This is a genomic window from Rhizobium sophorae, assembly GCF_013087515.1.
GTDB lineage: Bacteria > Pseudomonadota > Alphaproteobacteria > Rhizobiales > Rhizobiaceae > Rhizobium > Rhizobium sophorae.
This window is the reverse complement of the sequence record NZ_JABFCN010000009.1, coordinates 294,838-318,784: the sequence shown is the minus strand read 5'-3', so window position 1 is coordinate 318,784 and position 23,947 is coordinate 294,838. Positions and strand designations below refer to the sequence as shown.

General features: G+C 60.1%; 22 protein-coding genes, 2 tRNA genes and 1 pseudogene. 15 read left to right on the top strand and 10 right to left on the bottom strand.

Translation table 11 applies throughout. From position 1 onward, the window contains the following. Nucleotides 1-177: 177 nt before the first annotated feature. A complete protein-coding gene (locus G9X64_RS06260; protein WP_168310204.1) occupies nucleotides 178-585 on the top strand; it encodes a low affinity iron permease family protein in 408 nt (135 codons plus the stop codon). Here the strand turns inward: G9X64_RS06260 and G9X64_RS06255 are convergent. The 3 genes from G9X64_RS06255 to G9X64_RS06245 all read right to left on the bottom strand — a co-directional run bounded on the left by G9X64_RS06255 (nucleotide 582) and on the right by G9X64_RS06245 (nucleotide 4,292). Then, entirely contained in the window at nucleotides 582-941 is a 360-nt protein-coding gene (locus G9X64_RS06255) for a low affinity iron permease family protein (RefSeq protein ID WP_171376197.1), read from the bottom strand. The two genes, G9X64_RS06260 and G9X64_RS06255, sit on opposite strands and share 4 nt — an antisense overlap. Before the next feature lie 151 nt (nucleotides 942-1,092). After that, entirely contained in the window at nucleotides 1,093-3,210 is a 2,118-nt protein-coding gene (katE, locus tag G9X64_RS06250) for a catalase (protein WP_168316599.1), read from the bottom strand. 185 nt (nucleotides 3,211-3,395) lie between these two features. Then, complete coding sequence (locus G9X64_RS06245; RefSeq protein WP_168310219.1) at nucleotides 3,396-4,292, bottom strand: hypothetical protein; 897 nt, start codon at nucleotides 4,290-4,292, stop codon at nucleotides 3,396-3,398. A gap of 331 nt (nucleotides 4,293-4,623) precedes the next feature. Between G9X64_RS06245 and G9X64_RS36410 the strand changes: the two genes are divergently transcribed. After that, the gene (locus G9X64_RS36410; protein ID WP_168310207.1) at nucleotides 4,624-4,806 is read left to right on the top strand and encodes a hypothetical protein; all 183 of its coding nucleotides are present in this window, start codon (nucleotides 4,624-4,626) and stop codon (nucleotides 4,804-4,806) included. A 70-nt stretch (nucleotides 4,807-4,876) separates the two neighbouring features. Here the strand turns inward: G9X64_RS36410 and G9X64_RS36975 are convergent, their stop codons facing one another. Together G9X64_RS36975 and G9X64_RS06240 are read right to left on the bottom strand one after the other, a co-directional pair. Continuing rightward, nucleotides 4,877-4,999, bottom strand: coding sequence for a hypothetical protein (locus tag G9X64_RS36975; RefSeq protein ID WP_281360121.1), 123 nt, complete (start codon nucleotides 4,997-4,999; stop codon nucleotides 4,877-4,879). 170 nt (nucleotides 5,000-5,169) lie between these two features. Continuing rightward, nucleotides 5,170-5,424, bottom strand: coding sequence for a hypothetical protein (locus G9X64_RS06240; RefSeq protein WP_168310208.1), 255 nt, complete (start codon nucleotides 5,422-5,424; stop codon nucleotides 5,170-5,172). Between G9X64_RS06240 and G9X64_RS36175 the strand changes: the two genes are divergently transcribed. Then, complete coding sequence (locus tag G9X64_RS36175) at nucleotides 5,423-5,602, top strand: hypothetical protein (RefSeq protein ID WP_210259625.1); 180 nt, start codon at nucleotides 5,423-5,425, stop codon at nucleotides 5,600-5,602. The genes G9X64_RS06240 and G9X64_RS36175 overlap by 2 nt on opposite strands. Before the next feature lie 4 nt (nucleotides 5,603-5,606). On the opposite strand, the gene G9X64_RS06235 is transcribed toward G9X64_RS36175, so the two are convergent. Then, nucleotides 5,607-5,681 (bottom strand) — tRNA-Asn (locus tag G9X64_RS06235). A 117-nt stretch (nucleotides 5,682-5,798) separates the two neighbouring features. Here G9X64_RS06235 and G9X64_RS06230 point away from each other — a divergent pair. Both G9X64_RS06230 and G9X64_RS06225 read left to right on the top strand, forming a co-directional pair. Beyond that, nucleotides 5,799-6,116 carry a hypothetical protein gene (locus G9X64_RS06230; protein WP_168308658.1) on the top strand — a complete coding sequence of 106 codons (318 nt, stop codon included), beginning with the start codon at nucleotides 5,799-5,801 and terminating at the stop codon, nucleotides 6,114-6,116. A 96-nt stretch (nucleotides 6,117-6,212) separates the two neighbouring features. Continuing rightward, a complete protein-coding gene (locus G9X64_RS06225; protein ID WP_168308859.1) occupies nucleotides 6,213-6,551 on the top strand; it encodes a hypothetical protein in 339 nt (112 codons plus the stop codon). On the opposite strand, the gene G9X64_RS06220 is transcribed toward G9X64_RS06225, so the two are convergent. Continuing rightward, nucleotides 6,548-6,886 (bottom strand): KTSC domain-containing protein, encoded by a 339-nt coding sequence (locus G9X64_RS06220; protein WP_168316602.1) that lies wholly within the window; start codon nucleotides 6,884-6,886, stop codon nucleotides 6,548-6,550. The genes G9X64_RS06225 and G9X64_RS06220 overlap by 4 nt on opposite strands. Nucleotides 6,887-7,148: 262 nt before the next feature. On the opposite strand from G9X64_RS06220, the gene G9X64_RS06215 reads away from it, so the two are divergent. After that, nucleotides 7,149-7,222: transfer RNA gene (locus G9X64_RS06215), tRNA-Cys, on the top strand. A gap of 70 nt (nucleotides 7,223-7,292) precedes the next feature. On the opposite strand, the pseudogene G9X64_RS06210 reads toward G9X64_RS06215, so the two are convergent. Next, nucleotides 7,293-7,591: pseudogene (locus tag G9X64_RS06210) on the bottom strand (hypothetical protein). A gap of 465 nt (nucleotides 7,592-8,056) precedes the next feature. Here G9X64_RS06210 and G9X64_RS06205 point away from each other — a divergent pair. The 6 genes from G9X64_RS06205 (at nucleotide 8,057) to exoR (ending at nucleotide 16,011) form a co-directional block, all read left to right on the top strand. After that, entirely contained in the window at nucleotides 8,057-8,722 is a 666-nt protein-coding gene (locus G9X64_RS06205; protein WP_171376196.1) for a protein-L-isoaspartate O-methyltransferase family protein, read from the top strand. A 254-nt stretch (nucleotides 8,723-8,976) separates the two neighbouring features. Beyond that, the gene (locus G9X64_RS06200; RefSeq protein ID WP_171376195.1) at nucleotides 8,977-9,849 is read left to right on the top strand and encodes a PopZ family protein; all 873 of its coding nucleotides are present in this window, start codon (nucleotides 8,977-8,979) and stop codon (nucleotides 9,847-9,849) included. Between the two features lie 115 nt (nucleotides 9,850-9,964). After that, nucleotides 9,965-12,808, top strand: coding sequence for a valine--tRNA ligase (locus G9X64_RS06195; RefSeq protein WP_168308661.1), 2,844 nt, complete (start codon nucleotides 9,965-9,967; stop codon nucleotides 12,806-12,808). 398 nt (nucleotides 12,809-13,206) lie between these two features. After that, nucleotides 13,207-14,487: an OmpP1/FadL family transporter gene (locus G9X64_RS06190; RefSeq protein ID WP_168308662.1), complete on the top strand. Its 1,281-nt coding sequence runs from the start codon at nucleotides 13,207-13,209 to the stop codon at nucleotides 14,485-14,487. Nucleotides 14,488-14,576: 89 nt separating this feature from the next. Then, entirely contained in the window at nucleotides 14,577-15,188 is a 612-nt protein-coding gene (locus G9X64_RS06185; protein ID WP_246270906.1) for a hypothetical protein, read from the top strand. 19 nt (nucleotides 15,189-15,207) lie between these two features. Further along, nucleotides 15,208-16,011, top strand: a complete 804-nt coding sequence (exoR, locus tag G9X64_RS06180; protein WP_168308664.1) for an exopolysaccharide production regulator ExoR — start codon at nucleotides 15,208-15,210, stop codon at nucleotides 16,009-16,011. A 44-nt stretch (nucleotides 16,012-16,055) separates the two neighbouring features. Here the strand turns inward: exoR and xth are convergent, their stop codons facing one another. Together xth and erpA are read right to left on the bottom strand one after the other, a co-directional pair. Beyond that, nucleotides 16,056-16,847, bottom strand: coding sequence for an exodeoxyribonuclease III (xth, locus tag G9X64_RS06175; protein WP_168308665.1), 792 nt, complete (start codon nucleotides 16,845-16,847; stop codon nucleotides 16,056-16,058). 155 nt (nucleotides 16,848-17,002) lie between these two features. After that, a complete protein-coding gene (gene erpA / locus G9X64_RS06170) occupies nucleotides 17,003-17,335 on the bottom strand; it encodes an iron-sulfur cluster insertion protein ErpA (protein WP_003538958.1) in 333 nt (110 codons plus the stop codon). A gap of 222 nt (nucleotides 17,336-17,557) precedes the next feature. On the opposite strand from erpA, the gene G9X64_RS06165 reads away from it, so the two are divergent. The 3 genes from G9X64_RS06165 (at nucleotide 17,558) to G9X64_RS06155 (ending at nucleotide 23,864) form a co-directional block, all read left to right on the top strand. Then, nucleotides 17,558-18,775 carry a deoxyguanosinetriphosphate triphosphohydrolase gene (locus G9X64_RS06165; protein WP_168316608.1) on the top strand — a complete coding sequence of 406 codons (1,218 nt, stop codon included), beginning with the start codon at nucleotides 17,558-17,560 and terminating at the stop codon, nucleotides 18,773-18,775. Nucleotides 18,776-18,840: 65 nt separating this feature from the next. Beyond that, nucleotides 18,841-20,598 carry an arginine--tRNA ligase gene (gene argS, locus G9X64_RS06160; RefSeq protein ID WP_168308667.1) on the top strand — a complete coding sequence of 586 codons (1,758 nt, stop codon included), beginning with the start codon at nucleotides 18,841-18,843 and terminating at the stop codon, nucleotides 20,596-20,598. A gap of 62 nt (nucleotides 20,599-20,660) precedes the next feature. Continuing rightward, on the top strand, nucleotides 20,661-23,864 hold the full coding sequence (locus tag G9X64_RS06155) for an SPOR domain-containing protein (RefSeq protein ID WP_171376194.1): 3,204 nt from the start codon (nucleotides 20,661-20,663) through the stop codon (nucleotides 23,862-23,864). Nucleotides 23,865-23,947: the final 83 nt, after the last annotated feature.

Below are 23,947 nucleotides of genomic sequence, written 5' to 3'. Positions count from 1 at the left end.
TGATGCTTAACCAAACGTCTCAGCCTACGAAAAGTTGCTGCACTGCACAATATCTTTTAGCGCCGCGAACGCCCGCGCGATCCTTCTCGTGACCTTGGCGCGAGGAACTTCGGCCCGGATCTGGAGTTGACGTTGTCGATAGACAGCATTGGCGCTGCGACCCAACGAGGCATTTAGATGTCGAACAAATCCAACTTCTTCTCTTCCTTTGCAACCGCCGTCGCCGACCTCTCCGGAAAGCCGTTCACCTTCGTGGCGGCCTTGGCGCTCGTGCTTGTCTGGGCGGTTTCCGGCCCGTTTTTCGGCTATTCTGAAACTTGGCAGCTCGTGATCAATACCACTACGACCATCATCACCTTTCTGATGGTGTTTGTGTTGCAGAACAGCCAGAACCGAGACGGAAAGGCTCTGCAAGCCAAGCTTGACGAACTCATCCTGACGAGCCAGGCAGCCAACAAATTTGTTGGTATCGAAAAGCTGGAGGAGGGCGAACTCAGGGAAATGAGCAAAGCCCTTGCCGAAAAGGCTGAGTGCGTCGAGGAAAAAGCGGATGAGAAATCCGCCGCAGAGGCAGCATCCGCCTAATTCGCACCCTCCGAGATTTGGCCGTGGTGTTGCTGGCGCATTCCCTCGATTGCGTCGGCGTCTTTCTTCTCAGCCGCAATCCAGTGGTTTCCTGCCTTGCTTGATCGGATCAATTCATCGAGCTTGGTATGAAGTGCCAGCATGTCCCGATTTTGGGAGTGCTGCACCAGCAGCAAAATAAAAAATATAATAAGTGTCCCGACCATATTGGTCAGCAGAAACCACTGCCGTGGGAAGGAAAAGCTAAGACCCACTGCCGCCCAAATGGCTGCGAACGCGATCAGCGTGACAGGGACCACACGATGGCCTGCCCATAAGACGGCCAACTCAGAGATCTGTCGAAAGCGCCAGCGCATACGGCTCTCCACAGCGCGTAAAAACGAGGATGGAGCGGCTTCCATCACCTGGGTTTAATAAATAGGGCGCCGCAAACGACATAAAACCCGCGCTTCCGCGGGTCTTATTCTGACGACTAGCCATTTTCGTGCGGAGATGACGACGAGGCGGTCAATTCAATTTGACCGATGGCTCCCGACCCCAGACCCGCAGTTTGCCAAGCGCCTTGACGAAGGCGCTGACATCTTTCGCCGCTCCGAGCGCAATCACGCCCTCATCCAGGGAATCGGCAATTCCGGCCTTCTGCATCAGCGGCAGCGCTGTTTCCACATAGCCGATGAACTTGCAGTGCACGAAGGCATCCGCCACGAAATCGCGGGCCGTTGCCTCCTTCAGCAGATCGCCGGTTCCCTCGGCCGAAGGGAGGAGGGCGACGGCGTCGTAAAGCACCGAAGGCCCACCGTCGATCATCTGATGCGCCTCGATCCAATTGCCGTCCGAGAGCGTCACACCGCCGATCTTTGGCGCGATCACTTCAAACGCTGCCTTCTGCTCGGTGATCTCGGCAAGCAGCGCCTTGAAGATCGCGGCATCGGTGCCGTCGCTGACAAGAATGCCGAGTTTGCGTCCTTCGAACCGTTTCGGACCGCGCTCTATGATGCTGAGCGCCGGCGACGGCTCGAGATCTTGCCGCGTCGGCATAGCGGCATCGGCAGGCTTCGGCATCGATTTAAAGCCTAGGGCGTGGCCAACCTTGCTGGCCAGCGTCTCATCGATGTTCATCAGATGCGAGACCATCCGCTCGCGAATGACCGGCGTTTCGACTTTGCTCAGTTCGAAGATCAGCGCCGCGGCGATATGGCGTTGCTCCGGCGGAGTCTGGCTGATGAAGAATTGTCGAGCCTGGCTGTAATGATCGGCAAAGCTCTCCGGCCGCAGCCGGACCTTCGGCCCCTGTTCTTCGGCCGGGAAGTGGCGATAGCCCTGAACCGGCGATTCCCGTGGCCCTTGATTCCAGGAGTTCGGCTGGTAATTGACGCGCCCGACGGGATTACGCATCGCCATATGGCCATCCTGCTGGAAATTGTGGAAGGGACACTTCGGTGCGTTGATCGGCAGATGCGTGAAATTCGGGCCGCCCAGACGTTTCAGCTGCGTGTCGAGATAGGAGAAGTTCCGTCCCTGCAGCAGCGGGTCGTTGCTGAAGTCGATGCCGGGGGGCACGTTCTGCGTCATGAAGGCGACCTGCTCTGTCTCTGCGAAAAAGTTTTCGGGCATTCGGTCGAGCACGAGACGGCCGATCGGTTTGACCGGAAGGATCTCCTCTGGAATGATCTTCGTCGGATCGAGGATGTCGAAGTCGAACGTGTCGGCGAAGTCCTGGTCGAAAAGCTGCACGCAAAGTTCCCATTCCGGAAAGTTTCCCGACTGGATCGCCTGCCAGAGATCGCGGCGATGGAAATCCGGATCGGCACCATTGATCTTGACCGCCTCGTTCCAGGCGACCGATTGCAGGCCGAGTTTCGGCTTCCAGTGAAATTTGACGAAGGTCGATTCATCCGCTGCGTTGACGAAGCGGAAGGTATGAACGCCGAAACCCTCCATGAAACGGAACGATCGCGGAATGGCGCGGTCCGACATCACCCACATGATCATGTGCATGCTTTCGGGCGTCAGGGTGATGAAGTCCCAGAAATTGTCATGCGCCGACTGGGCCTGCGGAAATTGCCTGTCGGGCTCCGGCTTGACGGAATGGATGACGTCGGGAAACTTGATCGCGTCCTGAATGAAGAAAACCGGGATGTTATTGCCGACCAGGTCCCAATTGCCCTGCTGGGTGTAGATCTTCACTGCGAAACCACGCACGTCGCGCGCCAGATCGAAGGAACCCTTGCTGCCGGCAACTGTCGAGAACCGCACGAAGGCCGGCGTCTTTTCGCCGGGCCGCTGGAAAAGATCGGCCCGGGTATAGGCGGCCATCGATTCATATGTTTCGAAGTAGCCATGGGCGCCGTAACCGCGCGCATGCACGACCCGCTCCGGGATGCGCTCGTGATCGAAATGAAAGATTTTCTCGCGGAAATGGAAGTCATCGATGAGGGCGGGGCCGCGCGCGCCGATGCGAAGCGTATTCTGATCGTCGGAAACGGGGCCGCCTTGCGCTGTAGTCAGCACCGGCATCCCGTCTTCGGCGAACTGATGAAGCTCACCACCTGCTCCGCGGTGCAGCTTCTGATCATGGATCGTTGCATTGTCGGAGGGCGAGGTTTTGGATGTGTTCTTGGCCATCTATATTCTCCGGAAAGGGTTTGACCTAACCGAAGCTCCACAACGGCCACATGTTCCGCTCGATGCGAAATAAACCACCGCTGAGGAAGAAGCCGCTTCACGGCGGCCGATACGATACGCGGCCGGGACCCCATATAAAAATGGGACGCGGGCCTTTCGACACCGCGTCCCCGTTTCATCCGTCCTCAGGTTCTAGAGGTAACGATGAGATCTTCCTCTTCGTCGCGTTGCGATCCGCCAAAAGCTGCGGCCGCAGCAGCGATGAAGGCCCCGATCAGAAGTGACAACGAGCCAAGCAAGGCCGTCGTCGAGGCCGCCTTGCGTGCCTCATCGGTGGCTTTCTGGGCGGCGACCTTGGCGTCTTCTATGCGCTTTAGCACCGTATCAACGCGGGTGCGGGCATCGGCCTCGGAAAGACCGGTGCGAGCAGAGACGATGGTGGCAAGATAAGCCTTGTCGTCATCCGGGATCTGGCCGGCGGCGGCACCGTTGAGGAGGATGCGGGAGATCTCGGCCGTTGCAGTAGCATCATCGGATGTTGCCCCTGTACGGGCCCGTTCAGGACGCAGCAAAGCGTCGGTAAAATAGGCGGTAGGCAGATCCGCGGTCGATGCCGCCGATGACGCCGCCGTACCTGCGGCGGTGGCCGCCGAACCCACGGCTTGTGCGCCAGCACCGGCAAGCGAGGTCAGCGACGAGGCGAGAAATCCGGCGACGAAGATCGTCGCCAGCGCCCAGCTGATGAAGCCATGCGCGGTGTCGCGGAAGAACACCTCATCAGTGTGGACGGCCGCCCACTTCGCGCGCAGCCGGCCGGTGATATAGCCGCCGAGCCCGGAGGAGAGCCATTGCACGACAACCAGCCAGATCGCTGCCGTCACTCCGACCGTGCCGAGCGAACTGCTTTGCCCCGACCAGGGCGACACCATCGTCAACCCAACCCCGGATCCAAGCAGCAAAAGAATGAGGGTCACTCCGATGGCAGCAGCGGCGCCTCCGAAGATGGGCCCCCATGTCATGGCGGATTTGGAGGATTCGACCGGAGTAGCAATCTCTCCGGAACCTGTCATTGAAACCGACATCATCTCTTCCTATCGCATAAAGAGAGCGAGAAGGATGATGATCGGCAGTGGAACACCAAGCAGCCAAAGCAGAATACCGCGACCCATGAAAGACCTCCTGTCAGAAACTGACGTTACGTGGTTGATGCCACTCAACTTTGCTCCACGATCTTTGTTCCCGCCGGCGTGGTCATCGACGATCTTCATGCGGAGTTTATAAAGATCGACGAAAATCCTGCGCGCTCGGAGCTAACGCCAGCGGGGAGCGCGCCTATATCTTGAGGTTGAAGGGTGATCAGGGAGGAGAGAGCAGAGGCTCTCATCACTCCCAGCGTAAACTGGAGAAGCATTGATGAACAGATTTCGGGCATTTGTAGCAGCCGGAGCAATCAGTCTTGCAGCCGCCATGACCTCGGCATGCTCGACGCCGCCGAATTCATATGGCTCGGCATCGGGATATCAACCGGGAGATTCAATGAACCCGGCCTGCGCCGATGGCTTCCGACCCGGCGATGGCCGCTCGTGCAGCTATTAAAGCTGGCCGTCTCTTTGCCCGTACAAGAAGCGGGATCGTGAGGAGCGTCGGGCGAGCGCTCCATAAGCGGTCATTTCCGTTTGATGACAGCCCCGACGGCAGCGCCGATCGTGACATCGAACGTGATGCCGATCGCGGTGTCATCGAACAGCATCGGGCCGACTGCGCCGCCTATTCCGATTCCTATCGCCATACTGAGAGCCATAGCCGTGACCCTAGCTGGGTGCTGTGGCGATAGATGTGTTACGATTGCAATCGACGGTAGCTCTGGCTCACCTTGTCCATATCTCCAACCGACCGCGCCGGGAGGAGTGTCGTTCCCAGGCGCGCCGGCCGGTTCTATTGACTGTCAACCCACCCTCATTACCGTTTTTTCCGGAGGTCACCCGGCAGAGCGTCAATGAGTTGATGCACTTTTCCGGTGGCGAATGCGATGTCCTCGCGCGGCAGATGGACTGTTATCTCAATCTCTTCCCACCTGCCGCCATGGTCTTTTGCGAACCTGACGGCGGCTTCCAAAGAGGTGAATGGCACAGCCGGCGCGTTGGCGGTCCAGAACTGCACACTGCAGTCCGCCGCACTGTAATCTAAAAATGCCTTTTCGGGATCTAGCGCCATGACGTTTGCTGTACACCGCCGGCAGTTTTTTGGCCAGCGCTTGCCTACCGGTCGTAAAAAGCGCGTTGTCCGCGATGCTCAACGCGAAAAACCTTTGGGAGCATTCAAAAGCGAAGATGGAAAGTGGGAAGTAAGCGCCTGCTTTCGGAATTATCAACGAAACGGGCGCTTGACTTGAAAAATGGCTCCCCGGGCCGGATTCGAACCGGCGACCTGTCGATTAACAGTCGAATGCTCTACCGCTGAGCTACCAGGGATCACTGCTTGGCGCGGTGTGAGTGGGCTAATACAAATGCTTTCCCGATTTGCCAAGCGGTTTTTTCAAAAAAATGAAATGAACTTGTATTTGGGATGCCTGCGCCCATCTCTGGGGAATGACAAATGTGAATGATCGTGAGGAGACGAGAGGCGGCGGGAAGCGCAAGGCACGGGCAGTGCGCTTTGGCATCGATCATGCAAGCGGCAGGCTTGTGCTCGGCTCTTTCAGCATCGGCATGCCGCGCTCGCGCATCGCACGGATGGGGCTCGGCATGGCCCTCATTTTCTGCGGCTTGTTGGGTTTCCTGCCCATCCTCGGCTTCTGGATGCTGCCGCTCGGCTTCCTCGTGCTCTCGCACGATCTGCCGTTCGCGCGCCGGCTTCGGCGCCGGCTGGCGGTCTGGTGGCACAGGCGGCGAAAACCGGCTGGTTGATGGTCGCCCCAGTGAAGGGGCCCGTGGAACAGTGGAGCGCTTTTTGCATTCGTGGTTTATGAACTGCAACTGCCCCACAATGGCTCAGGTGAGGAAATGAAGCTATTTTTTGTGGTTGTCCTGTCAGCGGCGAGCATCCTCTCCGGCGCGCCCGCCGAGGCCCAGGGTGTCGACAGCGGCGGTTTCGACGCCCGTGGCATCTGCCGCCGGCCCGAAGGCTGCGTGGTCGATCATGGCCAAGGCGGTTATAGCGAACCTCGTAACTATCGCAATTTCAATGGCCGCAACGAGCGCAATAGGGACAATGACCGCGACCGGAACGATCGCCGTTATCGTTCTCAGAACAGAAGCGACAATTTCGATCCGAGAGCCAGTCGCATTGCCGCAGGCCCTGTGATGGAGTTGGGCGTGCCGCTTGTGCGAATTCAAGTTTAATTGGCTCTGAGTTCGCTTTCCTCGAAAACCCCGCCATGATCCGGATCGAGGCTGGTCGCCATCAACAGGCTGCAGGCGGCAAGGAGGAGGATGAGCTTCGCTGCGTAAGACGCCATGGAGACCGGTTGTGGATGGCCCGGTGATACGCGAGACGGCGCTATGTAGTACTGGTAATAGAAGTATGGATCATCCGTTTCCAGCAGGTTCTGGTGGACGTGCGGCGGAATATCCGCATGTTTCACCGGCGGAGAACCGGGGAATTTTACATGGAGATCCCGGGTTTCGGCGTCGTATGCTGCACGCACGCGCTTCGATTTGAGGGCAGCCCAATCCATCGCAAGCTCCTATACCCTCCCGAGAGCAATTGAGTCCCGGACGGTGATCGAAGTCAAGTCAAGAATTTGTTTCGAATGCCATCATTGGCAGGAAATGGATCATCGTCACGGCCCTGGAAATTCCAGCCCGCGCCCGCCCAGTTTCGGGATGGAAAAATGGTCGTTTCGGCAGCTGCGGAATAGCGTTTTTCCGAAATGCCCTCTTGCGATTTCCTTACGATCATTCTAAACGCTCGCCACGGCTCAGATAACGAGCGCGTGAGGCCTCGTGGCGGAGTGGTGACGCAGAGGACTGCAAATCCTTGTACCCCGGTTCAATTCCGGGCGAGGCCTCCAACATCTTCCACATGACGCAATCTATGTGAAAAGCTGCTGGCTCAGCGGTGCGGCATTGGCGTTTGCGATGCTACCAGACCCGCAGGCTGGGCGAAAAATCGAACTGTAACGGATTGATTCCGTGAGGCGGTAGAGCGCCTTCAGGCCGCCTTTGCGGATTTCGCCTGATATTGCGGATCGCTCAATCATGCCCGTTGTCGATGCCGGGACCGGCGCCGAGCAGCCGCCGCATGCCTTGCGGTGAAATGCGGGTGAAGCTGCGAATGTCGCCGCTGATGTATTGATCAGCAGCAGTCGGGCATCGGGGTTGTAATGAAGCGCTTCTATGTCGCGCGATCGGATCAAGAAGGTTTGCATGCGCACACCCATAGCGGAAGGTGAGGCTCCGCAACAATGGTTGACGTAACGTTAATGCGCGTATGGTTGTCGAGGACTGGATTTCAAAAGAAACCAACGCATGTCAGCCAGCGCCGGCATGATTGCCGCAAACGCCATGCACCGAGCGCGTTTCGGCGCTTTATCGCTTCCAAGTCGTTTCGCCGTCCAGCAGCCCGCAGCAGAATATGCCGACGAGCGCTGCGACGATGAAGAAATCGAACAGCGTGAAATACTCGAAAATCGCAGACATGGCCTGCTCCTCCTATTTCCTCCACTGCAGATCATAACATGAAGGGGCAGAAGATTCCACGCTGGAGTTGCAGCGTCCATCCTGCCCTGTGGCGCGGAAGAGGCGCCTGCTGGATTCTTTTCGCCGGCGCTTGCCAAGCCTTGAAAGCATCCGTGGCGGGGATTAAGAGACGAGGGACAGGAACCGCTTTTCAAGAGCGAGAGGACATGATGGATTTCGAAGCAGCGCGCGTAAAGATGGTCGATACCCAGGTTCGCACGACGGACGTTACCTCGCATTCCGTGCTGACGGCGTTTCTCACGGTGCCGCGTGAGGCTTTCGTGCCGGAGAAGGTGAAGCTGCTGGCTTACATCGACAACGACGTCGAGATCTCCGCAGCCGCACCGGGAAAGCCGGCCCGCTTCCTGATGGAAGCGTCGCCCCTCGCCAAGCTGCTCCAGTTGGCCGCGATCACCAAAGACGACTTCGTGCTCGAGGTCGGCTGCGGTACGGGTTACACCTCGGCGCTGCTGTCGATCATTGCCGGTTCCGTCATTGCGCTCGAATGCGACGAGGCGCTGGCCGCTGAGGCGAAGGCGCAGCTTGCCGGCTACGCCAAGGTTGAGGTCGTGACCGGCCCGCTCGAACAGGGCTACGCTGCCGGCGCTCCCTATGATCTGATCTTCATCAACGGCGCAGTCGAAGAGGTTCCGGCGTCCCTTCTTGGTCAATTGCGCGATGGTGGTCGTCTGATCACTGTCGAAGGTTACGGCAATGCCGCCCGCGCCAAGGTCTTTGTCGCCGAGCGCGGCGCTGTTTCGGAAAATGTCTTCTTCAATGCTTCGGTCAAGCCGCTGCCGGGTTTCGCCAAGGCGCGCGAATTCGTTTTCTGAGATCGTTCTCGTCGACGAAATTCAGCGACGGGCGCCATCGGCGCCCGTTTTTTTTGAGGGCCGCAGGAGAGCCTTCACAAATATGAATTATCCTGACGCCGCCACGTCGCAAACATCGGGTAACAAAACTGTGCATGGCCGCATTCATTTGATTCGCGATGATTTTTTTCCCGCTTGGGGTATTCTAAGGTCGTGGTGATTCGGGTGAATGCTCCACACCATCCGGTCGTTGTTTTGGGATAACGGGGATAGAAATGGCTCAGCCAAGCGTAGCGCGTGAACCGTCCATGGAAGAAATTCTGGCCTCCATCCGCCAGATCATCGAAAGCAATGAGCCAGGCGCCGGCAAGGCGATTTCCGCATCCCTGCCGCCGATCTACGGCGCCGACGAGGATGACAACGGCTCCGAAATTCATCTGACGGTCGACGATACCTATGCCGGCGTGGAATTCCCCGAACCGGTCATGCGCTCCTCCGATCCTCGCTTCGTCGCCGCCAATTCGGCCGGCACAGCTCCCGAAGCAGAAGTTCCGGCCCGCGCTCTGTCGCTTGCCGATGTTGCCGCCCGCGTGCGCGCCGCCTCCGAGCGCAGCGCCGTGCAGGCCGGTCAGGCACTGCGTGAAATTCCGAGCGGCTTCCGTCAGCCCGAACCGCAGCCGGCCGTGATGCCGGAGCCGCCGCGCGCCGCGGCACCGCAGCCGCAGCCGCAAGCACATCAGGCACAGCCCGTTTTCCCAGCCGCAACACCCGTTCAGCATGTTGCAATCCAGCAGCCGGCCGAGCCGGTCCTTATGGAAACGGCCGAGGTGGTCGCCGAGCCGGCGCCTATCGAAACGGCGCCGCCGGCTTTTGAACCCGCTCAGTCCTCGACCGAGCGTTTCTTGCCGAGCGTTATGGACGAGGTCCAGCCGACGCTGCTTTCGGAGGATGCCGGCCTGCAGATCAGCCGCTCCTTCGAGGAGCTCGCAGCCGCGATCGACGGTGCCGAGCGCCGCTCGCTCGACGAGATCGCAGAGGACATGCTTCGCCCGATGCTGCGCGAATGGCTTGATGATAATCTGCCGACACTGGTCGAGCGGTTGGTGCGCGAGGAAATCGAGCGCGTGGCGCGCGGCCCGCGCCGCTGATCGGATTGCTTTTTCCTGAAAAGCCGCTCCGGTCTCCGGGGCGGCTTTTTTATTGACTTGGCCGTGACCATCCTATTTACAAACGCCACCCTCGAACCTCGAAATTGGTCAGAAAATGCTCGACAAGACCTATGATTCCGCTGCCGTCGAACCGAAAATCGCCGCGATATGGGATGAGGCGGACGCTTTCCGCGCCGGCGCGAACGCCAGGCCCGGAGCCGAGACCTTCACCATCGTGATCCCGCCGCCGAATGTCACGGGTTCGCTGCACATGGGCCACGCGCTGAACAATACGCTGCAGGACATCCTGGTCCGCTTCGAGCGCATGCGCGGCAAGGACGTGCTCTGGCAGCCGGGCATGGACCACGCCGGCATAGCTACGCAGATGGTCGTCGAGCGCAAGCTGATGGAACAGCAGCTGCCGGGCCGCCGCGACATGGGCCGCGAAGCCTTTATCGACAAGGTCTGGGAATGGAAGGCTGAATCAGGCGGCCTGATCTTCAACCAGCTGAAGCGCCTGGGGGCGTCATGCGACTGGTCGCGTGAACGTTTCACCATGGACGAAGGCCTCTCAAAGGCCGTGCTCGAGGTTTTCGTCACGCTCTACAAGGAAGGGCTGATCTACAAGGACAAGCGTCTGGTCAATTGGGATCCGAAGTTGCTGACGGCGATTTCCGATATCGAAGTCGAGCAGCACGAGGTCAAGGGCAATCTCTGGCACCTGCGCTATCCGCTGGAAAAGGGCGTAACCTACCAATACCCGATCGCATTCGATGAGGAAGGCAAGCCGACCGAATTCGAGACGCGCGATTATGTGGTCGTCGCAACGACACGACCGGAGACCATGCTGGGCGATACCGGTGTTGCCGTCAATCCGAAGGACGAACGCTATCAGGGCATTGTCGGCAAGCATGTCATTCTGCCGATCGTCGGCCGCAGAATTCCGATCGTTGCTGACGATTATGCCGATCCGGCTGCCGGCACCGGCGCGGTGAAGATAACGCCCGCGCACGATTTCAACGACTTCGACGTCGGCAAGCGCGCAGGTCTTCGCGTCATCAATATTATGAACGGCGACGGCACGATCACCATCAAGGACAATGAGGACTTTCTTGAAGGTCTCGACAATCCGGCGGCGCTGCACGGCGCCTGGGACCGCCTGGAAGGCCAGGACCGCTTCTATGCGCGCAAGGTCATCGTCGAGATTTTCGAAGAGGCGGGCCTCGTCGACAAGATCGAGCCGCACAAGCACATGGTCCCGCACGGCGACCGCGGCGGCGTGCCGATCGAACCGCGGCTGACCGAACAGTGGTATGTGGATGCGAAGACGCTCGCCGAACCGGCGATCGCCTCGGTCCGCGAAGGTCGCACCAGGATGGTGCCGAAGAGCTGGGACAAGACCTATTACGAATGGATGGAAAACATCCAGCCCTGGTGTATCTCCCGTCAGCTCTGGTGGGGTCACCAGATCCCCGCCTGGTACGGCCCGGACGGCCAGGTCTTCGTCGAAAAGACCGAGGAAGAGGCGCTGCAGGCGGCGATCCAGCATTACCTTTCGCACGAGGGGCCGATGAAGGCCTATGTCGAGGACCTGCTTGAAAACTTCAAGCCGGGCGAGATCCTGACGCGTGACGAGGACGTGCTCGACACCTGGTTCTCCTCAGCACTTTGGCCCTTCTCGACGCTCGGCTGGCCGGAGCAGACACCGGAACTGGCGCGTTATTACCCGACCAACGTTCTGGTCACCGGCTTCGATATCATCTTCTTCTGGGTTGCCCGCATGATGATGATGGGCCTGCACTTCATGAAGGACGAGGACGGCGTACCGGTCGAGCCCTTCCAGACCGTCTATGTCCACGCGCTGGTGCGCGACAAGAATGGGCAGAAGATGTCGAAGTCAAAGGGCAACGTCATCGATCCCTTGGAACTGATCGACGAATACGGCGCCGACGCGCTGCGGTTCACCCTGGCGATCATGGCGGCGCAGGGCCGCGACGTGAAGCTCGATCCTGCCCGCATCGCCGGCTACCGCAATTTCGGCACCAAGCTCTGGAACGCCACACGCTTCGCCGAGATGAACGGCGCGAAGAGCGATCCGCATTTCGTGCCGGAGGCCGCCGAGCTCACTATCAACCGTTGGATCCTGACGGAACTTGCCCGTACGGAACGTGACGTTACGGAAGCCCTCGAAGCCTTCCGCTTCAACGATGCTGCCGGCGCGCTCTACCGCTTCGTCTGGAACGAGGTCTGCGACTGGTATCTCGAACTGTTGAAGCCAGTCTTCAATGGTGAGGACGAGGGCGCCAAGGCCGAAGCCCAGGCCTGCAGCGCTTATATTCTCGAAGAGATCTACAAGCTGCTGCATCCCTTCATGCCCTTCATGACCGAAGAGCTTTGGGCCCATACGGCAGGCGAAGGCAAAGAGCGCGACACATTGGTCTGCCACGCCGATTGGCCGGCGCCGTCCTACGCCGATGATGGGGCCGCCGACGAGATCAACTGGCTGATCGACCTGGTTTCCGGCATCCGCTCGGTGCGCGCTGAAATGAATGTGCCGCCATCGGCGACAGCTCCGCTCGTCGTCGTAAAGGCCAACAACCTGACGCGTGAACGGCTGTTCCGCCACGACGCCGCCATCAAGCGCCTTGCGCGCGTTGAGGCGATCTCGCTGGCTGACGATGCCCCCAAGGGTGCCGCTCAGATCGTCATCGCCGAGGCCACCATCTGCCTGCCGCTCGGCAATCTCATCGACCTTTCGGCCGAAAAGGCTCGTTTGGAAAAAGCGATTGCCAAGATGGAGGGCGAGATCTCCCGCATCGACGGCAAGCTCTCCAACGAGAAGTTCGTCGCCAACGCCAATCCCGAAGTGGTCGAGGCCGAGCGCGACCGTCTCGAGGAGCTGAAGGGTCAGATTGCAAGCCTGAGGATCGCTCTTTCCAGGGTGAGCGAAGCCGGATAAGTTTCACCGACCCATTTGGTAAGTTATTTCAAAGACGCGCCCTCTGCCGGCGCGTCTTTTTATCGTTCTGGGCGCAAGCGATTCGGTCCTGAAAGCGGCGGTTTCAGGCGCTGAACCTGTGGATTGTGGCTGTGCGGGCAGCCAGTTGGCGAAAACCGCGACTGTTGTCGGATTGATACAGCTTCCGCAATGTTTGGAATGAAAACCCAAAAGCCCATCCGAAACCCGACAACTCTGGAATAAAATTCTATTAACCAGGTTTTTTGACGTGTCCGTCAATTTCTTTACGTAAGTTAGCCGCTGCAATGGCTGGGAGCGCTACCGTGGGGCGCGTTGCCATGTCGAGCAAACACTTACTAGAGTGGCGTGACATCAATTGCTGGAGTGGGGGAGACACAATGGCATCGCGTAGGTTTTCCAAGGGCGTAACGTCGCTCGTTCTCTTTTCGTCGCTTGCATCGCCGTCCTTCGCCGGCGGCCTGGAGCGTGGCGGCTATAACATCGATCAGCTGTTCGATACGTCGCCTTTCTCATTTCAGTCGGGCGTTACCTACGTCACGCCGCAGCGCAAGCTGAAGGATGTCCGTGACACGGATACGTCGACATCTCCAGGCGGTGGCAATCTGAACAGCCGTCCAAATACCGCTGACGATACCTCAAATTACACCATCCCCTATATTGGCTTTAAGGCTGGTTTTGGCGATGCAATTGACTGTCTGGTCGACTATTCAGAGCCCTTCGGCGGGCATACCGACCCCGGTCTGAACTGGGCCGGCGCCAACAATAACATTGAGACAGAGATCAAAACCCGCAACTATGGCGGCACCTGCTCCTATCGTTTTGATGTCGGTCCTGGGCAGCTTCGCTTCATCGGCGGCGCTTTCTATCAGGAAGTCGAAGGCTTCAAGGAACGTCTGGTTTCAACCGTTCCGCTTCTGGTCGGTACCGGCAACGGCGTCGGCCGCCTCGATCTCGAAGATAGTGGCTGGGGCTGGCGCGCCGGTCTCGCCTACGAGATTCCGGAATATGCAATGCGAGCGAGCCTCGTCTATAACAGCCGCGTAAAATACGACAATCTGACCGGTACGGTGGATCTGACGCAGGTGACCGCACCATTCGCACCGCTGAATGGCGCTCCTTATGGAAGGGTCACGGATGTCTTCGGCTCTGCCGAAGCGCCGGATTCGCTTGAGCTTAAGTTGCAAAGCGGTATCGCTCCGGATTGGCTGGCCTTCGGGTCGGTCAAGTGGACGAATTGGAGTGTCCTGCAGTCCGTGCCTTTCTGCCCGAAGTCGACCAAGGGCTTAGTCGCCTGTACCTCCGGCGGCGCGACGGAACTGACCTCGCTCGACCTTCTTTATCAGGACGGTTGGACCATCACCGGTGGTGTCGGCCACAAGTTTAACGAACAGTGGGCAGGTGCGGTCAGCCTCACCTGGGACCGCGGCACCAGCCAGGGTTATGGCGCGCAGACCGATAGCTGGACGCTGGGACTCGGTGCAGCCTTCACGCCGACCGAACATATCGAATGGCGCTTCGCCGGTGCCGTGGGCGTGTTGACGAGCGGTTCGTCCGGCGTCGTGACCCAGAACGGCGTCACGTTTGGAGATGATGTCTCCTATTCCTTTGGCAACGATATGGTCGCCGCGCTGTCGACGAGCCTAAAGGTCAAGTTCTAATTCTCCCATTTGAAGAATTGAGGAGCCCGGCACTGCCGGGCTCTTCTTTATTCACGCCCGTTAATCATACCATTTCCCGATCCCGTTTTGTGACGATTCAGCAACACATTTTTACGACGTTTGGCGTATGGTGGTGGCGGGGCGAATTTGTCCATTTCCCGCCACAAAGAGGGCGCAGCGATATTTGCGGGCGAGGTGATGGCAGGCATACGGTGCGTGTAAATAGTAGCATGGGTCGATTTTTTTCCGGGTACATCAGGTCGTACGGCGCGATTGGCGACAATCGTTTGATTGCGGTCGTTTCGCTTTCCGAACAAGGCTGTTCCGGCCGCCGATCCGGTCTCGCGATGAAGTCGCCGATCCGTTCATTGTTGCTGTTTTCGACCCGCTCGGATGAGCAGCCCGGTTTTGCCGGAGCTGTCGATACCGGTTTCGTCACATTTGCTGTTTACGAATACGATAGAGGCGGGAAGGCGGATGCCGCACCTGCCGAAAGAGTGCCACGGAGATTGCAGTCGGGCCATGCCGGGAGCCGGGTGGTTCTGAAGGATGTGCTGAGAATACCGCCTTTGAGAAAAGGCCAGTGGGCTGGATGCGACGCGGGCAAAGGAGCCATGGAGCTCGCCGCGGGATCGCTCGCCTCGAAGGAATACATCCGCGGGATGCACGGTATGAGCGCCGTTGCCGCCTGCCTGGGATGAATGAAAGAAATCGGTTGAAATGGTGACGTCCGAGTTCAAACTGTTCAAATTCATGTTGATGGGCATGTCGATAGCCGTAGCGCTGGCGCTGTCCGGTCCATGCCGCGCATTCGACATCAAGGGTGGCGTCAGCAAGGAATCCGGACCTTTCGACCTCTTCAAGTTCGGCTTCAAGGCCTATAAGAACGGCCAGAAGGAAGAGGCGGTCGAAGCCTATAAATACGCCGCCGAAAAAGGGCACACCGGCTCGCGCTGGGCGCTCGCCAACATGTATGCCGATGGCGACGGTGTCACGCAGGATGATTTCGAAGCCTTCAAGATCTATAGCGAGATCGCCCAGCAGGGCGTTGAGCCCGGTTCGGAAGATACGGGCTTCTTCGTCAACGCGCTGCTCTCGCTCGCCAGTTACTACAGGCACGGCATTGCCGGTAGTCCGGTCAGGATCGACCTCAGCCAGGCACGCCAGCTTTATTTTCAGGTGGCCTCCACCTTTGGCGTTCCCGAGGCGCAGTTCCAGCTGGCGCAGATGATGCTGGCCGGCGAGGGCGGCAATGCCAGCCCGCAGCAGGCGAAGAAATGGCTGAACCAGGCCCGCAAAAGTGGCCATCCCGGTGCCATGGCGGTGTTCGGCAATATTCTGTTCGACGAAGGCCAGACGGCCCGGGGTCTGGCGCTGATGACGGCAGCACTCGACCGCTGCAAGCCCAAGGACTGCGGCTGGATGGAAGCGCTGCAGGAACAGGCCTTCTCGGTTGCCAACGAGGCCGACCGCCGCACGGCGGTATCGCTGTCGCACACCATCGCGAGCGGTTCCGACGATTAAGCGGCCACGTCTAATCGGAGGCGTGAAGTTGCAGGCGGAAAGCCTCAGCCCGCGAAATCGAAGTAGGCGATGACAGGCACATGGTCGGACGGCTTTTCCCAGGCCCGCACATGTTTTTCGATCGCAGCCGACGTCATCCGGTCGGCAGCTTCCGGCGACAGCAGCAGATGGTCGATGCGGATGCCGTTGTTCTTCGGCCAGGCGCCGGCCTGATAATCCCAGAAGGAATAGAACTGCGTCGCATCCGTCGTCGCGCGCACCGCATCCGTCAGGCCGAGATTTTCGAGCCTGCGAAACGCCTCCCGCGTCTGCGGCAGAAACAGTGCATCACTTTCCCAGACCTTGGGATCGAAGCAGTCGTGCGGTTCCGGAATGACATTGTAATCGCCGGCAAGAACCAGCATCTCCTCATAGGCCAGCCGTTCGGCCGCGAACGTCCGCAGACGCTCCATCCAGGCGAGCTTGTAGGGATATTTTTCCGTTTCGACAGGATTGCCGTTCGGCAGGTAGATGCAGCACACGCGCAGGATTCGCGTGTCGGGCAGGGTGAACGTCGCTTCGAGGAAACGCGCTTGTTCGTCCAGCGGATCGCCGGGCAGGCCGCGGTTCACTTCGAAAGGTGAACTCTTGGAGAGGATCGCGACGCCATTGAAGCCCTTCTGCCCGTGCGTCTCGACATGATAGCCGAGCGCCTCGATCTCCAGCCGCGGGAAACCTTCGTCGACGGTCTTGATCTCCTGCAGGCAGACGATATCCGGATCGGAATCTTTCAGCCACTGCGTGAGATTGTCGATGCGCGCCTTGACGCCATTGATGTTCCAGGTCGCGATCTTCATGGCTCTCCCGTTCCCATTATTGCATCTCGCCCGGACGTGTTTCGAAGCGCGACGCGCTTCTTTTATCGCGGTCTTTTACCGGCCGACAAGACGATAAACCGGCCGAGAACAATTCTTCGGCCGGTTCGATGGGGAAATGCGGTGCGCCTGGATGTTCAGATCGAGAAACTGGTGCCGCAGCCGCAGCTTGCCACCGCATTCGGGTTCTTGATCTGGAAGGACTGGCCAAGCAGATTGTCGACGAAGTCGATCTCCGAGCCCGCCATATAGACAAGGGAAAGGCTGTCGATCAGCACCTTGGCATCGTTCTTTTCGACGATGATGTCGTCGTCGTCAGCGCTGTCGGCAAGATCGAACTTGTAGGAAAAGCCCGAACAGCCGCCGCCTTCGACGGAAACGCGCAAGGCGCTCTTGCCGGCTTCGGCGCCGACGATCGCAGCGATACGCTTTGCTGCGGCATCTGAAAGGGTTACACTTGTATCCGTCATGTTTCCTCCTGCCGGGGTCAAGATCCGGAGAGAATGGGTTTTGGCACTTGAATGTTCAAATGCCTGATATCAAAGAAACTTACCATGATATTCGCGAAAAGGCGATGATGCGCCGAAGCGATTAGGAAAGTGCCTCTTTGCCGTTTCATCGGGCTATAGGTATGAAGAGCGTTAAGCGGCGTCAATGGGCAGATGCGGCAACATGCAGGATGACGGTGAATAATGACGATCGATACGCGTGCTTTGGGTTTCGGCAGCAGTGAGAGGGCGGTCTATGCGGCCGACCCCTGGACGACGCGCGGGCGGCTCTATCAGGAGGACGGAAGCCCGACGCGCTCCGATTTCCAGCGCGACCGCGACCGCATCGTCCACACCACCGCCTTCCGCCGGTTGAAGCACAAGACCCAGGTCTTCATCGCCCAGGACGGCGATCATTACCGCACCCGGCTGACGCATACGATCGAGGTGGCGCAGATCGCCCGCGCTCTTGCCCGCGCCCTGAAGCTCGACGAGGATCTGGCCGAGGGGGTGGCGCTTGTCCACGATTTCGGCCACACGCCGTTCGGTCATACCGGCGAGGACGCGCTGCACGAGGTGCTGCTGCCCTATGGCGGCTTTGATCACAATGCACAATCGCTCCGCATCGTGACCAAGCTGGAGCGGCGTTATGCCGAATTCGACGGCATCAACCTGACATGGGAAAGCCTCGAGGGTCTCGTCAAGCATAATGGTCCGCTGCTGACACCTGATGGCGTGGGCACTCGCGGCCCGGTTCCGCAGCCGATCCTCGATTATTGCGAACTGCACGATCTCGAGCTTGCAACCTATGCCAGCCTGGAGGCCCAGGTCGCGGCGATCGCCGACGACATCGCCTATAACACCCACGATATCGACGATGGCCTGCGCTCCGGCTACCTGACTTTCGACATGCTGGAGGATATCCCGTTTCTTGCCGGGCTGATGGCCGAGGTGAGGGGGCGCTACCCGCATCTGGAGCCGAGCCGCTTCACCCATGAGATCATGCGCCGCCAGATTACCCGCATGGTCGAAGACGTGATTGGCGTGGCACAGCAGCGCCTGTCGCTCCTCCGCCCTGAGAGTGCGGCCGACATCCGCGCTGCCGACCAGGTTATTGCCACCTTTTCCGAGGGAATGGCCGAGACCGACAGGCAGATCAAGGCCATGCTCTTCAAACGCATCTACCGCAATCCCGATATCATGCGCATCCGCGCCGGTGCTGCCCAGATCGTCACAGATCTGTTTGCCGCCTACATGGCCAGTCCCAAGGAGATGCAGAGCCATTACTGGGTCGATCATATCGCCGGCCTGTCCGATGCGCCGAAGGCCCGTCATGTCGGCGATTATCTCGCCGGCATGACCGACACCTATGCGATCAGCGCCCACAGGCGGTTGTTTGACCACACTCCGGATTTGCGATAGGCAGCGGTCGCCCACGCCGAGGGCCGATTTGAGCCTTTGGCACAGCCTATGCATGGAAGAGTGCGATGAACCTTTTTACCGACTTCGAAGCCAGGATCAAAACCGCCCTTGAACAGATCGATCTGGTCAGGGAAAAGCGATCCGAGCTCGATTTCGGCCGCATCGCCGTCGAGCCGCCGCGTGACGCGAGCCATGGCGATGTCGCCACCAATGCCGCAATGGTGCTGGCAAAACCGCTCGGGACAAATCCGCGCGCGCTGGCCGACGTCATCATCGCCAAGCTCAAGGAGGATGCCGACGTCGCCGATGTCTCGGTCGCCGGTCCCGGCTTCATCAACATCCGTCTCGCCGTCGGCTACTGGCAGCGGCTGCTCGCCTCGATGATCGGCGCCGGCACCGATTACGGCCGCTCGACGCTCGGCGAGGGCAAGAAGGTCAACGTTGAATACGTCTCGGCCAATCCGACCGGCCCGATGCATGTCGGCCATTGCCGTGGCGCCGTCGTCGGCGACGCGCTTGCCAACCTGCTCGCTTTTGCCGGTTACGGCGTCGAGAAGGAATATTACATCAACGATGCCGGCTCGCAGATCGATGTGCTCGCCCGGTCCGTCTTTCTGCGCTATCGCGAAGCGCTCGGCGAAAAGATCGGCGAAATCCCCTCGGGTCTCTACCCAGGCGACTATCTAGTGCCCGTTGGCCAGTCGCTTGCCGCCGATTACGGCGTGCGGCTGCACAACATGCCGGAAGAGCAGTGGATGCCGATCGTCAAGGACCGCACCATCGACGCGATGATGGTGATGATCCGCGAAGATCTCGCGGCGCTGAACGTCCATCATGACGTCTTCTTCTCCGAACGCACCCTGCATGCCAATGGCGCGGCCGCGATCCGCACGGCGATCAACGACCTGACCTTCAAGGGCTTTGTCTACAAGGGCACGCTGCCGCCGCCGAAGGGCCAGCTTGCCGAGGACTGGGAGGATCGCGAACAGACGCTGTTCCGCTCGACCGAAGTGGGCGACGATATGGACCGGCCGCTGATCAAGTCGGACGGCTCCTACACCTATTTCGCCGCTGACGTCGCATACTTCAAGAACAAGTTCGATCGCGGCTTTAATGAGATGATCTATGTGCTCGGCGCCGATCATGGCGGCTACGTCAAGCGCCTGGAAGCGGTTGCACGCGGTGTTTCGGACGGTAAGGCGAAGCTGACGGTGCTGCTCTGCCAGCTCGTCAAGCTGTATCGCAACGGCGAGCCGGTGAAGATGTCGAAGCGCTCGGGCGATTTCGTCACGCTTCGGGATGTCGTCGAGGAAGTCGGCCGTGATTCGGTCCGGTTCATGATGCTTTACCGCAAGAATTCCGAGCCGCTCGACTTCGATTTCGCCAAAGTGACGGAACAGTCGAAAGATAATCCTGTTTTTTACGTGCAGTATGCGCATGCTCGCTGCATGTCGGTCTTCCGGCAGGCGAGGGAGGCTTTTCCCGACCTGGATGTCTCCGACGAGAAACTTGCGAAAACCGTTGCAGGCATTGGCGATCCGGCCGAATTGCTGCTTGTCGCCAAGCTCGCTGAATTCCCGCGTATCGTCGAGGCGGCGGCCCAGTCGCAGGAGCCGCATCGTATCGCTTTTTACCTCTATGACCTCGCCAGTTCCTTCCACGCGCATTGGAACAAAGGTAAAGATCAGCCGGAATTACGATTTGTTAATGATAAAAACCGAGAATCAAGTATTGCCAGACTTGGGCTGGTGTACGCCGTCGCGTCGGTTTTGAAGTCGGGACTTGCCATTACAGGCACTGCCGCACCGGACGAAATGCGATAACGTCACCATTTCCCCACAATGCGCTGGCATTTGAGCGTTGGCGTTTGCGAGTGGGAATAGGCATGGCTGATAAACAACTTGCGTATGATACGCGCGGAAAAGACGATCTGTTTGCAGACGACGATCCGTTGGCTGAACTGGCCCGTATCGTCGGCTTCGAGCCGCGTGTTGCTGCGAATACGGTGACGGAGACCGCACGCCGCGAGCCAGCCCTCGATCTCGAGGATGAGCTTGGGCGCGAGTTCGACCGCTACGATTCGCCACGTCCGCTTGCAGAGCTCGACCGGCCCGCCGAGCCGATCTCTGATGGCATGCCTGAAGATTACGTCGAGCCTGTTCTCGACGCTTCTCCTGCTGACGAACCTGCGGAAGTTCCGGAGCCGGTTTCGGTTTCCGGCGCCACCATTGAGGCTGAAGCAGCAGCTTTGCCCGCCGCAGGGAATGGGGACGCATCTGCCGCCGACTGGGCGGAGCAGCTTTCTCCCGAGCCCGAAGCATCGGTGCAATCGGCCTTCGGCGGTGCGCGCGACCTGATCGAGGAGCTTGAACTGTCGATCGGCGCAGCACCGGTCTCTTCATTGGCGCAGCCCACCAAGGCGCCGCAATGGTCGGCTGCCAGCATCAGGCTGCCGCTTGCCAATTTCCATGCACCGAAGCGCGAGGAACCGGTTGTTTTGCCGGAGCCTGTGGCCGAAGCTGTCGCCGCACCGGTTGCTGAAGCGCCATCCGCCGATCTTCCTGTGGTCGAGCCTCAACCTGTCATCGAGCCGCCGGCGCTTGTCGCCGCTGTCGAGCCTTCCGAGGAATTCGAATCCGCTTCTCCGTCACTTGGCTTTCCCGCCGAGCTCGATCGCCATGATGAGGTGATTGCGCCGGAAGAGACCGCCGAGGCCGAAGAATTCGTCGAAGTCGAGGAAGAGTTGGAGGATTTCGGGTCCGACGCCGGTTTCGATCTCGCCGCCGCCGTCGAAGGCGAGATCCAGGCCGATGCCGCGCTGACCGAGGTTGTGCCGGATGTTCCGCACACCGCCGGTACATTCGATCTCGATGATCTGCTCGCCGACGTCTCGCGTTATCCGGTGCCGCAACGTGCCAATCCGACTCCCGTCTCGCCGCAACCCGCAACGATCGAGGCGCCCGTTCCGGCTGCCCCCTTGGCCGCCGCGCCTGCCCAACCCGAGGTGATTGCGCCCGCACCGCTCGCCGCAGTACTCGTCCGGTCTGCTCCGGTCGAGCCGGCCCCGGTCTATGCTGCCGAAGCCGCAAGACCGGAAGCGCCGCAGCTTGCCGAGGTCGTTACGCCTCAGCCTGCCGCAACGGCATATTCGCCGACGCCGCAGCCGGCACCGGAAGCCGACGACCCCTTCGACGGCCATGATTTCGAGCTGGATCTTGCCGGCATCGAGTTGGAACTCACCGATCTCGATTTCTCCGAGCCATCCGAGCCTGCACCGCAGCCTGAGCCGCCAGCCGCTGCTCCCCAGCACGCCGCTGCCGTCGCTCCTCGGCCCGGTCCGGTTTTTGCTCCTGAGCCGCCGGCTCCTGCTTTTGAGCAGGCTGCTGCCGCTCCTGCACGGACCGCACCGGCCTTCGTTCCCGAGCCGCAGGCTCAAGCTCCGGCTTTCAACCGGACGCCTGTTTCAGACTCGACCGAAGACCTGCCGTTCGATCCGGCGATGATCTCCGATCCGGAGGATCGTCCCGAGACCGTCGACGACATGCACGTGCCGGCGCTGCCGCCCGTCGAGCAGCCCGCGCCGGTCGCGAAATCTGCGGATTTCGATTTCGATCTCGACGCCGAGATCGCCAGCTTCTTTGAACCGGCCAAACCGCGGCAAACCCCGACGCCGGTCCGGGATACGGCCGCCGCTGCTGCAAAGCCGGTCAAGCCCACCATCGCCGATGGTCTCGATGATTTCGAACGGGCGCTGGAGGAAGATTTCCGCCGCAGCGTGCGCGAGCCCGTCGAGCGCCGCGAGACCTCCGAGGTCCGCATCGAATCGGCGAGCCAGGCCGCCGATTTCAGCCGCGCCCGGTCGATGCGCCGGCTGCTTGCCGGGGCCGTCGTGCTCGTGGTCTTCGCCGGCGTCGGTTATGGCGTCTATTCCTCCGTCTGGAACGGCGAGGGGCTCGGCATTGTCGCATCCGGCGAGCCGCGCGTGATCGTGGCCGACAAGGAGCCGGTCAAGGTCGTTCCGGAAAATCCTGGCGGTAAGACCGTGCCGAACCAGGATAAGGCTGTCTACGACCGCGTTGCGGGTTCTGCCGAAGAGCCGAAGCAGAAAGCGCTCGTTTCTTCCGATGAGGCGCCGGTCGATGTGGTCCAGCGCACGCTGACACCGGAAGCGCTCCCCGAGGATGACGAGAACGCCAGCGTCGACGATCAGGTCACGCCGACTGCGGTCGGTGAGACGGAGGATCCGCGTCTGCTGCCAACCCAGGACAACGCCGACAACGCTTCGGCAACCGATACTGACAAGACGCCGTCCGTTTCGCCGCGCAAGGTTCGCACGATGATCGTCAAGCCTGACGGTACGTTGGTTGCCCGCGAAGAACCGGCGCCTGCCGACGAGCCGACGCCGTCTGCCCAGGCGACACAGTCTGCCCAGGCGACGCCGCCGGCTCTGCCGCCGTTGACGGCCCAAACGACGCCATCGACCGCGCCGGTGCCGCCAGTCGGTGGAACGGCCGCAAGCTTCCCGGCAAGCGCCGAGGTTGCTTCCGCCAATGCGCGTTCTGCAGCCCCTGTCGAAACCGCGCCGGTACAGCCGCCGCTCGCCGGCAGTGCCGACGCGCAGGCTGCAAACCCGGCTCCGGTCGCTTCGCCGGTCCGCCCGGTCAAGACCTCGGCGATTGCCGATACCGCTCCCATTCCGACCGCCCGTCCGGCCGACCAGCCCGTCAACGTCGTCGGCACCGTCACCGAGAAGGGCAATGTCCGCCCGCCTGACCAGCAGCCGAAGACGACGGAGGTCGCGGCCGCAGCACCAGCCGCCGCAAAGCCGCAGCAGGCCGCATCCACCGGCGGCTACGGCATCCAGATCGCCTCGCTCCCTTCGGAAGATGAGGCGACCAAATCCTATGCCAATCTGTCGAAGAAATTCGCCAGCGTGCTTGGCGGCCGCAGCCATGAGATCCGCCGAGCCGATATCGCCGGCAAGGGCACTTTCTACCGTGTTCGCATTCCGGCCGGTTCCAAGGACGAGGCCGCAGCACTCTGCGAACAGTATCGCGCGGCCGGTGGAAGCTGCCTGATCTCCAGGTAGGATTGCGTCTTTGAATATAAGAGCGGCGGGCCGGATCGGTCCGCCGCTCTTTTTTGTGCATCGCGCCCGACCTTGCTCGCATT